At 59.7% G+C, this 13870-nt stretch carries 17 protein-coding genes; 14 read left to right on the forward strand and 3 right to left on the reverse strand.

From position 1 onward, the window contains the following. The first annotated feature begins 5 nt into the window (after window positions 1-5). Window positions 6-1004 carry a type I glyceraldehyde-3-phosphate dehydrogenase gene (gene gap / locus AC097R_RS02445; protein ID WP_479596010.1) on the forward strand — a complete coding sequence of 333 codons (999 nt, stop codon included), beginning with the start codon at window positions 6-8 and terminating at the stop codon, window positions 1002-1004. Between the two features lie 62 nt (window positions 1005-1066). Here the strand turns inward: gap and AC097R_RS02450 are convergent, their stop codons facing one another. Continuing rightward, complete coding sequence (locus AC097R_RS02450) at window positions 1067-1981, reverse strand: LysR family transcriptional regulator (protein WP_479596011.1); 915 nt, start codon at window positions 1979-1981, stop codon at window positions 1067-1069. 143 nt (window positions 1982-2124) lie between these two features. Between AC097R_RS02450 and AC097R_RS02455 the strand changes: the two genes are divergently transcribed. The 3 genes from AC097R_RS02455 to AC097R_RS02465 all read left to right on the forward strand — a co-directional run bounded on the left by AC097R_RS02455 (window position 2125) and on the right by AC097R_RS02465 (window position 4280). Beyond that, complete coding sequence (locus AC097R_RS02455; protein WP_479596012.1) at window positions 2125-2877, forward strand: SDR family oxidoreductase; 753 nt, start codon at window positions 2125-2127, stop codon at window positions 2875-2877. A gap of 38 nt (window positions 2878-2915) precedes the next feature. Next, window positions 2916-3536, forward strand: a complete 621-nt coding sequence (locus tag AC097R_RS02460; protein ID WP_479596013.1) for a cysteine hydrolase family protein — start codon at window positions 2916-2918, stop codon at window positions 3534-3536. Window positions 3537-3602: 66 nt separating this feature from the next. After that, window positions 3603-4280: a glutathione S-transferase family protein gene (locus tag AC097R_RS02465; RefSeq protein WP_479596014.1), complete on the forward strand. Its 678-nt coding sequence runs from the start codon at window positions 3603-3605 to the stop codon at window positions 4278-4280. Window positions 4281-4342: 62 nt separating this feature from the next. On the opposite strand, the gene AC097R_RS02470 is transcribed toward AC097R_RS02465, so the two are convergent. Next, window positions 4343-5131, reverse strand: coding sequence for a helix-turn-helix transcriptional regulator (locus AC097R_RS02470; protein ID WP_479596015.1), 789 nt, complete (start codon window positions 5129-5131; stop codon window positions 4343-4345). Window positions 5132-5422: 291 nt separating this feature from the next. On the opposite strand from AC097R_RS02470, the gene AC097R_RS02475 reads away from it, so the two are divergent. Genes AC097R_RS02475 through AC097R_RS02495 form a run of 5 tightly spaced genes read left to right on the forward strand, consistent with a single transcriptional unit; the run spans window position 5423 to window position 9493 of the window. Beyond that, window positions 5423-5854, forward strand: coding sequence for a YybH family protein (locus AC097R_RS02475; protein WP_479596016.1), 432 nt, complete (start codon window positions 5423-5425; stop codon window positions 5852-5854). 35 nt (window positions 5855-5889) lie between these two features. Beyond that, the gene (locus AC097R_RS02480) at window positions 5890-6303 is read left to right on the forward strand and encodes an MmcQ/YjbR family DNA-binding protein (RefSeq protein WP_479596017.1); all 414 of its coding nucleotides are present in this window, start codon (window positions 5890-5892) and stop codon (window positions 6301-6303) included. Next, the gene (locus tag AC097R_RS02485) at window positions 6300-6656 is read left to right on the forward strand and encodes a TfoX/Sxy family protein (RefSeq protein WP_479596018.1); all 357 of its coding nucleotides are present in this window, start codon (window positions 6300-6302) and stop codon (window positions 6654-6656) included. The genes AC097R_RS02480 and AC097R_RS02485 overlap by 4 nt, the downstream gene beginning before the upstream one ends. Before the next feature lie 56 nt (window positions 6657-6712). Next, the gene (locus tag AC097R_RS02490; RefSeq protein ID WP_479596019.1) at window positions 6713-8044 is read left to right on the forward strand and encodes a replication-associated recombination protein A; all 1332 of its coding nucleotides are present in this window, start codon (window positions 6713-6715) and stop codon (window positions 8042-8044) included. A gap of 24 nt (window positions 8045-8068) precedes the next feature. After that, the gene (locus AC097R_RS02495) at window positions 8069-9493 is read left to right on the forward strand and encodes a carboxylesterase family protein (protein ID WP_479596020.1); all 1425 of its coding nucleotides are present in this window, start codon (window positions 8069-8071) and stop codon (window positions 9491-9493) included. Between the two features lie 323 nt (window positions 9494-9816). Here the strand turns inward: AC097R_RS02495 and AC097R_RS02500 are convergent, their stop codons facing one another. Further along, window positions 9817-10539, reverse strand: coding sequence for a Crp/Fnr family transcriptional regulator (locus AC097R_RS02500; RefSeq protein WP_479596021.1), 723 nt, complete (start codon window positions 10537-10539; stop codon window positions 9817-9819). A 102-nt stretch (window positions 10540-10641) separates the two neighbouring features. On the opposite strand from AC097R_RS02500, the gene AC097R_RS02505 reads away from it, so the two are divergent. The 5 genes from AC097R_RS02505 to AC097R_RS02525 all read left to right on the forward strand — a co-directional run bounded on the left by AC097R_RS02505 (window position 10642) and on the right by AC097R_RS02525 (window position 13797). After that, entirely contained in the window at window positions 10642-11166 is a 525-nt protein-coding gene (locus AC097R_RS02505) for an Mpo1 family 2-hydroxy fatty acid dioxygenase (protein WP_479596022.1), read from the forward strand. Then, window positions 11163-12026, forward strand: coding sequence for a bile acid:sodium symporter family protein (locus tag AC097R_RS02510; RefSeq protein ID WP_479596023.1), 864 nt, complete (start codon window positions 11163-11165; stop codon window positions 12024-12026). The genes AC097R_RS02505 and AC097R_RS02510 overlap by 4 nt, the downstream gene beginning before the upstream one ends. 67 nt (window positions 12027-12093) lie before the next feature. Beyond that, the gene (rarD, locus tag AC097R_RS02515) at window positions 12094-12966 is read left to right on the forward strand and encodes an EamA family transporter RarD (protein ID WP_479596024.1); all 873 of its coding nucleotides are present in this window, start codon (window positions 12094-12096) and stop codon (window positions 12964-12966) included. 84 nt (window positions 12967-13050) lie between these two features. Beyond that, window positions 13051-13257, forward strand: a complete 207-nt coding sequence (locus AC097R_RS02520; protein WP_479596025.1) for a YgaP-like transmembrane domain — start codon at window positions 13051-13053, stop codon at window positions 13255-13257. A 21-nt stretch (window positions 13258-13278) separates the two neighbouring features. Beyond that, entirely contained in the window at window positions 13279-13797 is a 519-nt protein-coding gene (locus tag AC097R_RS02525; protein ID WP_479596026.1) for an RNA polymerase sigma factor, read from the forward strand. The last annotated feature ends 73 nt before the right edge of the window (window positions 13798-13870 follow it).

Raw genomic sequence — 13870 nt, forward strand, 5'->3', positions numbered from 1 at the left:
AGCAAATGACAATCAAGATTGGTATCAACGGCTTTGGCCGCATCGGCCGCATGGTGTTCCGTGCCGCCATCCAGAACTTCAACGACGTGGAAATCGTCGGCATCAACGACCTGCTGGAACCTGACTACCTGGCGTACATGCTGCAGTACGACAGCGTGCACGGCCGCTTCAAGGGCGATGTGTCCATCGACAACGGCGCCCTCATCGTCAACGGCAAGAAGATCCGCCTGACGCAAGAGCGTGACCCCGCGAACCTGAAGTGGTCTGACGTCGGTGCCGACATCGTGGTCGAATCCACCGGCCTGTTCCTGACCAAGGAAACCGCGCAAAAGCACATCGACGCCGGCGCCAAGAAGGTCATCCTGTCGGCGCCTTCCAAGGACGACACCCCCATGTTCGTGTACGGCGTGAACCACACCACCTACAAGGGTGAGGCCATCATCTCCAACGCGTCCTGCACCACCAACTGCTTGGCCCCTCTGGCGAAGGTGATCCATGACAAGTTCGGCATCAAGCGCGGCCTGATGACCACGGTGCACGCCACCACCGCCACGCAAAAAACCGTGGACGGTCCTTCCAACAAAGACTGGCGCGGCGGCCGCGGCATTCTGGAAAACATCATTCCTTCCAGCACCGGCGCTGCCAAGGCTGTGGGTGTGGTCATTCCCGCACTGAACAAAAAGCTCACCGGCATGTCCTTCCGCGTGCCCACCAGCGATGTGTCTGTGGTCGACCTGACCGTGGAACTGAACACCTCCGCCACGCTGGCTGAAATCAACGCCGAGCTGAAGGCCCAATCCGAAGGCGCCCTGAAGGGCGTGCTGGGTTACACCGAAGACAAGGTCGTGGCCACCGACTTCCGTGGCGACAGCCGCACTTCCATCTACGACGCGGAAGCCTCCATCGCCCTGGATGGCACCTTCGTCAAGCTGGTGAGCTGGTACGACAACGAATGGGGTTACTCCAACAAGGTGTTGGAAATGGCCCGCGTGGTTTCGAAGTAAACAACGTTCCAGACTCCGGTCTGTGCCAAGCCCGTACCTGCGAAGGTGCGGGCTTTTTTGTTTCATGTGACCCGCGCCGGATTAGGCTGATCTACGTTGAGTGCGGGAACCTTTGAAAATGCTTCGGCGATGAAATCCATGAAGACGATGGCCCGCTTCGGAAGAAGTCTGTTTGCCACATAAACGATTTGTATCGGCACAGGCGGGGCGTCATATTCTGTCAGCAGCAATTGCAAATTACCGTTCTTCAACCCGTCTTCGAACAACCATTCCGGGCCAAGGCCGACCCCTAGCCCCGCGTTGACAGATTCGCGTGCGGCTTCGGGTGAGCTGACCCGAAGCCTGCCGGTTACCGGAACTTCTGTATCCCGAAAACGCCAGGTGGCGCCTGACGACAGTAGGGTGTAGACCACGCAATCGTGCCCGCGTAGATCGTCGGGAGCAGCGGGGACTCCACGTTTGGCCAGATATCCTTTGCTGGCAACGCACACGCGTTTGAACAAACCTATGCGCCGCGCGCGTAGTGCGCTGTCTTCCAAATGCCCGATCCGAATCGCGAGTTCAGCCCCCTCATCGACGAGATTCACATAGCGGTCATTGGTCTGGAGGTCCAGCGTCAGTCCTGGATAACGCTCCAGGAATGCGGGCACATGCGGCAACACAAATGCATAGCTCAGCGCGGTCGGACAGGCAACACGCAGCAATCCGGACGGATCAACGTTCGCCTTGAACGACGACTCTGATTCGTCCACGGCGTCAAGAATTCGCCGCGCTTCCGCGTAGTAGCGTTCCCCCTCTGGCGTGAGGGCAAGCTTGCGCGTTGACCGGTGCAGCAGCCGCGTTTGTAGATGATCTTCCAGTGCCGCCACGTAGCGGCTGACGTTCGGCTGTCCTAGCCCCAAGTCGCGGCCCGCAGCGGAGAAGCTGCCCGTCTCAACGGCACGGGCGAAGCATGTCATCCACAAAAAACGGTCCACGTGAAATCCTTGATTAATGCAATTGAAGCATGAAACATATACAAATATACGATCTTATCCAATTCATTGCATGAGTGCATAGTTCTCCCCACGGCAGGTCAGCCAAGGTTGGCTGACCATAAATAACCTACAGGAAAACTTTCATGTCCCGATTGCAAGGCAAACGTACTCTCATCACCGGCGGCACCAGCGGCATTGGCCTGGAAACGGCCAAACAGTTCCTCGCCGAAGGCGCACGCGTCATCGTCACCGGTGTCAATCCGGATTCCATCGCAAAGGCCCAGGCAGAACTGGGTAGTGAGGTCCTGGTACTGCGCGCCGACTCAGCCAGTGTGGCTGCCCAGAAGGCGTTGGCGCAGGCCGTCCAGGCGCACTATGGCCAGCTGGACATCGCCTTTCTCAACGCTGGCGTCTCCGTTTGGATGCCGATCGAAGCGTGGACAGAAGAAATGTTCGATCGCTCGTTTGACATCAACGTCAAGGGACCCTATTTCCTGATCCAGGCGCTGTTGCCTGTCTTCGCGAGCCCCGCATCGGTGGTGCTCAATACGTCAGTCAATGCGCACGTCGGCGCGGCGAATTCGTCGGTGTATGCCGCGACCAAGGCCGCGTTTCTGAATCTGTCGAAAACGCTTTCGAGCGAACTGCTCGGACGCGGCATCCGCGTTAACGCCGTCAGTCCCGGCCCTGTCGAAACGCCGCTGTACGACAAGCTCGGTATCCCCGATGCCTACCGTGACCAGGTCAACAAGGACATTACCGCAACCATTCCGTTTGGCCGCTTCGGCACGCCGGAGGAAGTGGCCAAGGCGGTGCTGTACCTGGCTTCCGACGAGTCCCGATGGACGGTCGGCTCCGAAATCATCGTGGACGGCGGCCGCACGCTGAATGGCTGATTGAAACCACACTTAACCCACACTTTAAAAACTCTTCTATGAATACGCTTTCCACACCCGCTCAGCCCAGTGCATTTCGCAAAAGCGCGCTGATCCTCATCGAATACCAAAATGATTGGGTGGCCGTTACCGGCAGCATCAACCCTCAATTCCAGGATCGCAAGCAGTTCGACGACTCGGTCGTGAACGCCAAAAAAGTGCTCGCCGAAGCCCGTCGTCGGGACATGGAGGTGATCCACGTCGCCATGGTGCTGGAGCCGAGCTACAAGGCATTGGGTCAGGGCAAGTACGGACTACGCACGATGATCCCCGCGTATCAATCTTTCCTCGGCAAGCAGACGGAGTTTTTTCCGGGCTTCGAGCCTGCTGCCGGAGAGCATGTGATCACCGAGCGCACTGGCGGCAGCAGCGCCTTTGCCGCCACCACGTTGGACAGCTACCTGCGCAACAACAAGATCGAAGACATCTATCTGATGGGCTATGCGCTGCGCCAGTGTGTGGAATCAACGCTGCGCAATGCGCACGACCTTGGCTACCACACCAACGTCATCCACGACGCGTCAGCAGCCTTCACGCAGGAGCAGCAAGCCTCGTTCCTGACAGATATCTTGCCCTTTTACGGCAATGCGGTGACTACGCAAGATTTCTTGAAGCCCTAAAACCCAACTGTCTGCCACAGGACCACCCCCATCCGCGGGGGACTCATTTTTACAGGGCGCATTCCAATGTCACAAACACAGCTGACACTTATCAGTCATCCCCTATGCCCATTCGTTCAGCGGGTCGCCATTGTGTTGCTCGAAAAAGGGATCGCCTTCGAGCGGGTTAGTGTGGATCTTCACGACAAACCAGACTGGTTCCTTGCCATGTCGCCAACGGGCAAGGTTCCATTGCTCAAAGTTCTACACGCCAACGGGCGCGAGTCCGTTCTATTCGAGAGCGTGGCCATCTGCGAATATGTGGAGGATGTACAACCCGAGCCAGCTTTGCATCCAGAGAATGCGCTACTCCGAGCACAACACCGTGCTTGGATTGAATTCGCGTCTGTCACGTTGTCGGATGCATGGGGATTCCTGAACGCTTCCGACCACGATACAGCCCGCGCCAAAGCAGCCGCTTTAAGGAGCAAGCTAGAGCGGTTGGAGTCCGATATGTCGGAGGGCCCTTATTTCGCTGGTGAAAACTTCAGCATGGTCGATGCTGCCATTGCCCCGGTTTTTCGCTACTTCGACATACTTGACTTGGGGTCCACCCACCCCGTGTTTGATGAGCTGAAGCGGATATCGGATTGGCGTCATGCTTTGGTTCAGCGCCCAAGCGTCAAGGCGGCCGTGGCGGAAGACTATGCCACCCGGTTTCTCAAGCACTTGCAGGAAAAGGACGCACTTTTAGCGACTGTATAGCGTGACATAACTGGTCGGTAAGGCAGCGCGAATTGAACTCGAGTTAGGCGATAGCACCCGTTTTAACCATGCCCATTCACGGATCGGAATTGCTGAGGCGTCACGCCTGCGATGCGCCGAAAGAATTTACTGAAATGCGTGGCCTCTTTGAAGCCGAGATGATCGGCAATAACGCCAACGGGCCAATCGACGTGTATCAGTAGACGTTTCGCCTCCAGACCAAGCCGTCTTAAGACGTACTCCTTAGCGCTGATGCCTTCAGCGTCCAGCGCGGCACGCGTGAGGCTTCTTTCGGTGCACCCCATCTCACTTGCGTAAGTACCGATGTTTTTCCATTCGCGGAAATGCTGCTCTACCAAGTCCTTGAATTGATAAAAACGCATCAGCGCCGGTCGCCTGCGCTGATCATCCTGGTGCTTGTCCCTGTAGGTAATGGCAAGCCATGAAACCAGCGCATAAAAGCAATATCGCAGATGAGACTGCATGTCCTCGACAAATTCCGCAGATCCGTCCAAGTCTTGCCGCAAATGCTGTGGGCTGTGTTCGTCATGGCATGCCGCATCCTGCCTCATCCATTCGATGGCGGATTCTGCACGCTCCAGACCCTTGGCATCCATGTGGACGCGGGCTGGAAAGCGCTTTATATCGAAGCCCAAGTGAAGGTCCTTGAGCGATGACGCGGGCCAGAGAAAATCGGGACGCACCAAAAGTATCCAGCCATCCCAATCTTCGCGCTCTCCAAAGTTATGCGCCTGCCCAGGGTGAACCATGATCAGACTCCCAGACGCGCCTGCGCAAGGCTCGAAGTCCAGCATTTGATTGCCCTGACCCTCGGTGACGAGTATCAGCATGTAGAAGGTATAGCCGTACGTCCGGCGCATGTCTTCTCGGCTCGTCCTTCGACGCAGGTCTGAGACACGGAACACCTCCAGGCCATAGGGGTACGAGTCTTTGGGCTGATAACGGATTTTCTGAACCTGGTCTCTTGATGCTTGCCTCATTTCATTGATTCCTTTCAGCGCGGAGATCGCACGCCGCTATGGCCAGGTTTGTCCGATAAGTGCCAGCAAAATGTCAATTTTGCCTTTATTTCTTGCAGAAAGTGCGAAAAAATAGCATTTTAGGAAACAAGGAAATAGACGATGAGCAGCAATCTTCAAAAGGTCACGCAGGAAGTGTTTGAGCTGGAGCGCTCGCTGAATGAGCGGTGGAGCGCAGGAGACAACCGCGGCTATCTCGACAACTACCATGAGGACATCAGCTACTTCGATCCTATTCTCGAGAGCCTGTTGATGGGGCGTGATGCCGTCGTCGCACACATCCAAAAACTGTACAAAAACCCGCACATCGTGCGCAGTGAGTATCTCAATCCACACGTGATCACCAGCGAGGCAAGTGACCTGGCCGTCTTGATCTACAACCTGCGCACCTATGTTGTGGATGCCAACGGCGCCGAGCAACTGCTACGCGCCTGGAACACGACTGAGGTCTTCCGGAAGATCATGGGCACATGGCGTATCGTGCATTCGAACTGGGCGATCACGCAGTCCATGACAACGCCCTCGGCCTCCTGATCCGGAACGCAGCGTTCCTTGTTAACGATGTTCCTATGAACGTGCGCGATTCTGGCGACCAGAAATCTGGCACCAGACGCCTTTCGCCGCGCCAGCTTCAGACGCTGGCTCGAGAAGTGGCGGCATCGCTGCCCGGCGTGAGCCACGGCCGCCCGTTCGTGGAAAAGCTGGACGTGTACAAGGTCGGCGACAAACTTTTCATGATCGTCACCGATGATCCCCACGAGAGGATCATCACACTAAAAGCCGATCCAGACCATGCGAGTGCGCTGCGCGATCGCTTCCAAACGGTAACTTTTGGACGCTACCTTGACAAGGGACACTGGATATCCATCAGCGCGGGTCGGGGCATTTCCCCGCAGTTGATTACGGAACTGGTCAAGACTTCCTATCAGTTGGTGGTCGAAATGATGCTGGTGCGGGATAGGCCAAAGAAGGACAGTGCGTGAGCAAGAGCCAGCAATCTCAGAAAACCCAAGCACTTGCAGATCACTACGTAGATCAGCTCTCGTCCTGGGCAAAGATCACGACACGGCCTTTGTTCGGCGCCGTTGCACTCTATCGGCAAGAGCATGTCTTTGCCATGGCGTGGCATGGGGGCATCTACTTCAAGGTTGATGACGATTCGCGCAAGAACTACGAGGCTGCTGGTTCTCATGCCCTAGGCTACGTGAGCGAAGGCGAACAGCATGCGCTGAAGTCCTACTGGGAAGTGCCTGTGGATGTGGTTGAGGATCATGAGCAACTGCAGCAGTGGGCCGAGCGGGCCTACCGTGCGGCGGTCAAGAGCGCAAAAGGGTAATTCACGGCGATGGCGCGCACCGTGGTGAATCCCCCCGCAACGCAAGGACCAAGCACATGACGCATACAAATACCACAGCCTCACTGTTCGAGGTCGATGGCGCATCGCGGCCATTGGCAGACAGACTGCGTCCACACATCTTGTCCGATGTGGTCGGACAGGCGCATTTACTTGCGGAACACGCGCCCATCGGAAGGATGATTGAGTCTCAACGCTTGGTCTCAATGGTGTTGTGGGGGCCGCCTGGCTGTGGCAAGACCACCATCGCACGACTGCTCGCCAAGCAAACTGACCTCGCCTTTGAGCCACTTTCTGCTACGTTTTCAGGCGTCGCCGATCTTCGCCGAATTTTTCTGGCTGCGAAGCATCGACGTGAAGTTGGGCAAAAAACACTACTGTTCATCGACGAGATTCACCGCTTTAACCGTGCGCAACAGGACTCATTTCTACCCTACGTCGAAGACGGTACCGTCATCCTTGTCGGGGCGACGACTGAGAATCCCAGCTTCGAGCTCAATGGCGCGCTGCTGTCCCGCTGTCAGGTGTTCGTCCTCAAGCGTCTCGACGACACCGCGCTGAACGCCCTTATCGCCCGCGCCGAAAACCTGGTCGGCGAACGGTTACCGCTCGATGACTATGCGCGCCAGGCCTTGGTTGCTATGGCGGATGGCGATGGCCGTTACCTGCTGAACATGATCGAGCAGGTGCATTTGCTGCCAGCACCGGTTGACTCGGCTGCCCTCGCCGCAGCGGTGCAAAAGCGAGCACCGCTGTATGACAAATCGCAAGAAGGACACTACAACCTTATCTCCGCTCTTCACAAATCCATGCGGGGTTCCGACCCCGACGCTGCGCTCTACTGGCTAGCGCGGATGCTCGACGGCGGCGAAGACCCGTTGTTCATCGCCCGCCGCATCACCCGATTCGCAAACGAAGACATCGGCCTGGCTGACCCCAATGCGGTACGGCAAGCGCTCGCCGCATGGGATGTGTACGAGCGCCTCGGTTCGCCCGAAGGTGAGCTCGCCATCGCGCAAGCCGTGCTCTACCTCGCCACCGCACCCAAATCCATCGGTGTTTACCGAGGATTTAACAAAGCCAACGCCGCAGCGAAACGCACGGGCTCGCTGATGCCACCCGCGCACATTCTGAATGCCCCGACCCGTCTCATGAAAGATTTGGGCTACGGCAAAAACTACCAGTACGACCCCGACACCGAGACAGGCTTCTCTGGCGCGAACTACTTTCCCGAAGATATGCCTCGTCAGATTTTTTACGAACCCACAACTGGCGGCTACGAGCGACAAATTAACGAGCGGCTTCGCCACTGGACGCAGTTGCGAAGCGGCAATTCAGCCGATGCCTTCCCCGAACCCGACGCAGAATAATCCACCAACGAAAAATCCCAAACCATGACCTATATCCCTACTCCAGCAACCCGCGCATGGCTGGGAATCCCCTATGCCACCGCAGAACGTTTTCGCCGTCCCACTTTGCTGCCGTTCAACCCGGACCTACCCTATGACCAGAAGGGGCCCGCCCCGCTGCAAGCTGGCGACACCAGCTGGCTGGAGGCCGACAACGGATTTAGCGAGGACTGTCTGAACCTCAACGTCTGGGCGCCCGAAGACATCGGCGGCGAGCGACTGCCTGTGGTCGTCTACATTTTTGGCGGCGGGTGGATGAGCGGGGCGAACACCCAGACCGTGTCGAATGCGTCTGGGCTCGCTGCGACAGGTCGTGTTATCGGGGTATCAATTAACTATCGACTCGGCGCATTCGGTGCGCTGTCCCTCTCACAATATGGCGGTGCACTCGCAGAGGCCACAAACCTGTGTCTGCAAGACATCATCACCGCGCTCAGATGGGTGCAGACGAACATTGCCCGCTTCGGTGGCGACCCAGAAAATGTCACTATCACTGGCCACAGCGCTGGTGCCTTTTCTGCACTCGCTCTACTCGCGGCACAGTCAGCCGATGGGCTATTCCACCGTATCGCCGCATTCTCGGGTATGCCCTCACGCCAGGTACCGGCTTGGAGCGCCGAAGAGCGCGCCGTGGCGGTTCTTACCGCACTCGGGATTCAGGATGATCCCGAGCAGCTACTGAACATCGAGGCGAAGCTCCTTGCCGAGACGATGAGTAAGACGGTGTACACAGATCCTGGCGTCGGGCACGGCGTAGACAACGAATGCGTCGCCACCGTCGATGACTCTCACCAACCAAACGGCATTCTTACCGACCACCCCATGCGCGTTCTCGAGTCTGGACGGCACAAAGGCATCGACATCTTGTTTAGCAGTACCACCTACGAGACCGGTTGGTGGGTTCTTCACAAGACCGAGGATTTTGACCCTGGGAGCATCGACAACCTGGTCAAGGAATTCGCCAACCGCAACCGCATCCCACGCAGCCGCGCCCGAAAAATTATCGCCGCGTACGACGTTGACGGACGTAACCCAGTGCAGGTTCGCGGTTTGCTGCTCACCGACTACTCGTTCACGCTACCCCAGACACGAGGCGCACTTGCTCACGCTGCTGCGGGTGGCCGCGCTTATTTGCTGAGTGTTGGCCCTGTAGAAGGAATCCCCGCCGTTCATGGCACCGAAATGTACGGTATTGTTGGCCAGCAAAGCCCAGACGCTAGCGACGAGCAGATTGTTCGTGAAACTTTTGTCCGCGACGCCCTTCTCGACTTCGCCGCAGGCAACCACGACCGGCTTTGGAACACCGTGACGACGGAACCCACCGCGCACAGCATCGGCAACCCACCATACGACCCCACGGCCCATGCGGCCGAAGTCCTGCGCACCTTCGCGGGCATCGAACGGACCTGACTAGCCCTCCGTCGCCGCAACGCGCTCGGCAGTGACGCCGGGACTATGGCGGCTTTTTTTACAGCGCGTCTTCTAATGTCACAAACACAGTTGACTCTTATCAGTCACCCACCCTGGATTTGATGGGTTGAACCGGGCGCCAAATTGGCGTCGTGCTTTGGCTCAGCGCCCAAGCGTCAAGGCTGCCGTGGCGGAAGACTATGCCACCCGGTTCCGCAAGCATTTGCTAGAAAAGCATGCACTTTGGGTGACTGCATAGGAACGACCATGCGGTGGGTCCGTTCCGTTGTCAAAAATAGTTGGATGCAGCGCTTTCGGTTTGGCTACTGGCACAGCGCACGCAGCGCCGATAGGTCCAGGATCTCCAGCTCACCGCGCTGGATGCGCAGGATGTGTCGGCCCTTGAGGTCGTTGAGGATCTGATTGGTGGTCTGGCGCGATACGCCAATCATCAGCGCCAACTCTTCCTGCGTCACGGCCAGCACGCGCTGGGTGCTGCCATCTTCGGTGCGCTGGCCGTAGCCCTGGGCCATCCCCACCAGGCGGCGCGCCAGGCGCAGCGGGGCGCTCAGCACGGTTTGCTCCTCCATGCTCACAAAGGCCATGCGCAGCTTGTCCGCCATCAGCACGGCCAGGTCGCGCCAGTGCGCGGGGTGGGCTTGCAACCAGGCCAGTAGTTCTTCGTGCGGTACCTGCATCAGCGTGCAGGGTTCGGCCGCATGGGCATGGTGGGTGCGGGCCGAACCGTCAAACACCGAGATCTCGCCAAACCACTGCGGCGGCGTCAGCATCACCAGCAGGGCCTCGCGCGCGTCGTTGCGCACACCGCTTTGGCCCGAGATGCGGATGGCGCCCGACACCAGTGCATACAGGCCGCAGGGCGGGCTGTCGCGCAGGAACAGGGCATCGCCCGTTTGCAGCGTGCGCAGCTTGGCCATGTGCAGCAGGGCCTGGGCAAATTCGGCGGGCAGCTGGGCAAACCAGCGGCCGGACTGCAGCACGGCCAAGTAACGCGAGAGGTGAGGCAAGTCGGACAGGTCGGGCATAGTGGTTTGTACGGATGACGCGCATTGTGTCGGCTACCCGACAGACGCAGGCGCAAGGCTAGGCGGATCATGGCGCCTCGTCAATACAAGAAGGAGACCCACATGAAAACCCTGACCGACCACCTCACGCAGTACGCGGCCTACCACCAGGACCCGCGCAACGTGGCTACCCACTTTGTGGGCATTCCCATGATCGTGCTGGCCGTGACCATTTTGCTGGCCCGGCCGGGCTGGATGTTGGGTGGTGTGGCCATCACCCCAGCTGTGCTGCTGGCGGTGTTATCAGTGGTTTTTTACCTACGGCTGGACCTCCGCTTTGGCTTGGTCATGGCTGCGCAGATGGCTGTCAGCCTCTGGCTCAGCCAGTGGTTTGCGGCGCAGTCCACTACCGTGTGGCTGGCCTCGGGCATTGGTCTGTTTGTGGTGGGCTGGGCCATCCAGTTTCTGGGTCACTACTACGAGGGCAAGAAGCCAGCCTTTGTGGATGACCTGGTCGGCCTGCTGGTCGGCCCCTTGTTTCTGACCGCCGAAGTGGCGTTCTACCTGCACCTGCGCCTGGACGTGAAGGCCGAGATGGACCGCCGCCTGGGTGTGGCGCCCGCCCACGCCGCGGGTGCCGCTGCATGAATTTCACTGCCCTGCTGCCCACGCTCCTGCTGGTTGCGCTGGCCTTGGTCATGTTCGGGCTGGGTTTGTCCCTGTCTGTCGATGATTTTCGGCGCCTGCGCGAGCACCCGCGCTCGGTGCTGCTCGCACTTGCATTGCAAATGTTCCTGCTGCCCGGTGCGGCCTACCTGCTGATCCGCGTGATGGGCATTGAGCCCGTATTTGCCGTGGGCCTGATGTTGCTGGCGGCCTCGCCGGGCGGTGTGTCGGCCAACCTGTTCAGCCATCTGTTTGGCGGCAATGTGGCCATGAATATCTCGCTGACCGCCATCAACACCGTGCTGTCCATCGTCAGCCTGCCGCTCATTGCCAACTGGGCCATCGCGGCCTTTGTGCAGTCGGGCCAGGTGGTGCCGCTGCAGTTTGGCAAGGTGTTCGAGGTGGTGGGGGTGATTCTGGTGCCGGTGGCCATTGGCATGCTGGTCAGCAGCCGGCAACCCGGGTTTGCGCAGCGCATGGGCCAGCCCATGAAGGTGTTCAGCGCGCTGGTGCTGGCAGCGTTCTCGGTGATCGCCATTGTCAAGGAATGGTCGGCGCTGAGTGCCTCGTTTGCCAGCCTGGGCCCGCTGGTGCTGGCCTTCAACCTCATCAGCCTGCTGTGCGGCTACTACCTGTCGCGCTGGGCCGGCCTGAACAAGTCCATGGCCACGGCGGTGAGCTTCGAGATCGGCATCCACAACTCCACGCTGGCCATCTTCATCGCGCTGTCGGTGCTGGGCAATTTGCAGCTGGCGTTGCCAGCCGCCATTTACTCGGTGAGCATGTACCTCACGGCCACGCTGTTTGGTCTGCTGGTGTTGCGGACCAAGCCCGCAGCCTGACGCGGGGCGGGACAGGCCGGGTAAGCTAGCGACCCGGCCTTTTAACCCTCCCCGCTTTCCCCCTCCCATGCAACTCGGCGTTTTGTACGCGGCCCTGGCCTACACGGCCTGGGGCCTGTTCCCCCTCTTTTTCAAACAGCTGGCCTCGGTCAACGCCTTCGAGGTGGTGATGCACCGCACCGTCTGGTCGCTGGTGTTTTTGCTGGGCGTGCTGGCCGTGCGCAAGCACTGGGCCTGGTTGGGTTCTGGGCTGCGCAGCCCGCGCGTGCTGGGGGCGTTTGCACTGTCGGCCGTGCTGCTGGCGGCCAACTGGTCCACCTATGTGTGGGCGGTGCAAAACGCCCATGTGCTGGACGCCAGCCTGGGCTATTTCATCCTGCCGCTGGTGAATGTGGCGCTGGGCTTTGTGTTTTTGCATGAGCGCCCACGGCCCGGGCAGTGGTTGGCCGTGGCCGTGGCGGCGGCTGGGGTGCTGTGGCTCACGGTGCAGGCCGGGCGCGTGCCCTGGGTGGCGCTGGTGCTGGCTATTACTTTTGGCTTCTACGGCCTGCTGCGCAAGGTGGGCGCCCTGGGCGCGCTGGAGGGGCTGACGCTGGAAACCCTGGTGCTGAGCCCCGTGGCCGCCGGTCTGTTGGCTTGGTGGTCCTGGCAGGGCCAGGGTGCGCTGGTGCAGGGCGATGCGACCACGCTGGGCTGGCTTCTGCTGGCCGGGCCCCTCACCGCCGTGCCTTTGTTGCTCTTCGCCGCGGGTGCGCGGCGCGTCAGCATGTCCACCATGGGCATCCTCCAGTACATCTCGCCCAGCCTGCAGCTGCTGCTGGGCGTGTGGCTGTACGGTGAGACTTTTGTACCCGCCCGCGCCCTGGGCTTCTGCCTCATCTGGGCGGCGCTGGCGGTGTATGGGCTGGAGGGCTGGTGGAACAGCCGCCAGCAAAAATAATTGCAGCACCGCGAATCCAAACCCTTGCGGCCCGCCTCTTAGGAGATGGGAATGTTCCCAAACCCTGAATCAAAGGAAACTGCAATGTCTGCTTGGTATGTCAAAAATGTTCCCATGGGGGAGCGCGTGGTGCGGGTCGTGGTGGGATTGGGCGGCGCGGTGGCCGCCGTGCTGCTGGTGCCCGGTGTACTGGGCTGGGTGGTGGGGGCTGGCGTGGCCAGCTTTGCGTTTACTGGCTTGGTGGGTTTTTGCCCCATGTGCGCCATGGTGGGCCGCAAGCCCGTGGGCTGACGCGCGGCCGTGAGCAATGCCATGACCTCCGCCGCCAGCCAGCAGGTGCTGGTGTCGGCGCACGCCGGCGACCCTGGCGCGCTGGACGCGCTGCTGCGCGTGTGCCGGCCCGACATCCGGCGCTACGCGCAACGGCACTGCCTGATCAGCGATGTGGACGACGCGGTGCAGGAGGCGCTGATGGTGCTTTCGCGCAAGCTGCAGTCGGTGCGCACGTTGGCAGCGTTTTCGGGTTGGCTGTTCCAGATTGTGAAGCGCGAGTGCCGCCGCCTGGGCCGCCTGGCCATGGCCTACGACCCCTGGGACGAGGCTGCGGTGGACGCCTGGGCCGCGCGCAACAGCGACGACGCGCTGCGCATGGACCTGGTAAGTGCGCTGCAGTCGCTGCCACCGCAGTACCTGGAAGTCATCCTGCTGCGCGACTTTGTGGAGCTGTCGATTGCCGAAATCGCGGCCCAGCTCGGCCTGACCGCGGCCGCCACCAAGAGCCGGCTGCACCGTGCCCGCACGCTGACGCGGGAGTATTTACTGGCAGATTAAGAGCAAAATAGGCCTCTGGCCCCCGTGGAATATGCGCGAGCAGCTACTAAATCAGTAGCAAGCCCCTCATCAC

This window comes from Rhodoferax sp. ZS1R25, from assembly GCF_056521335.1.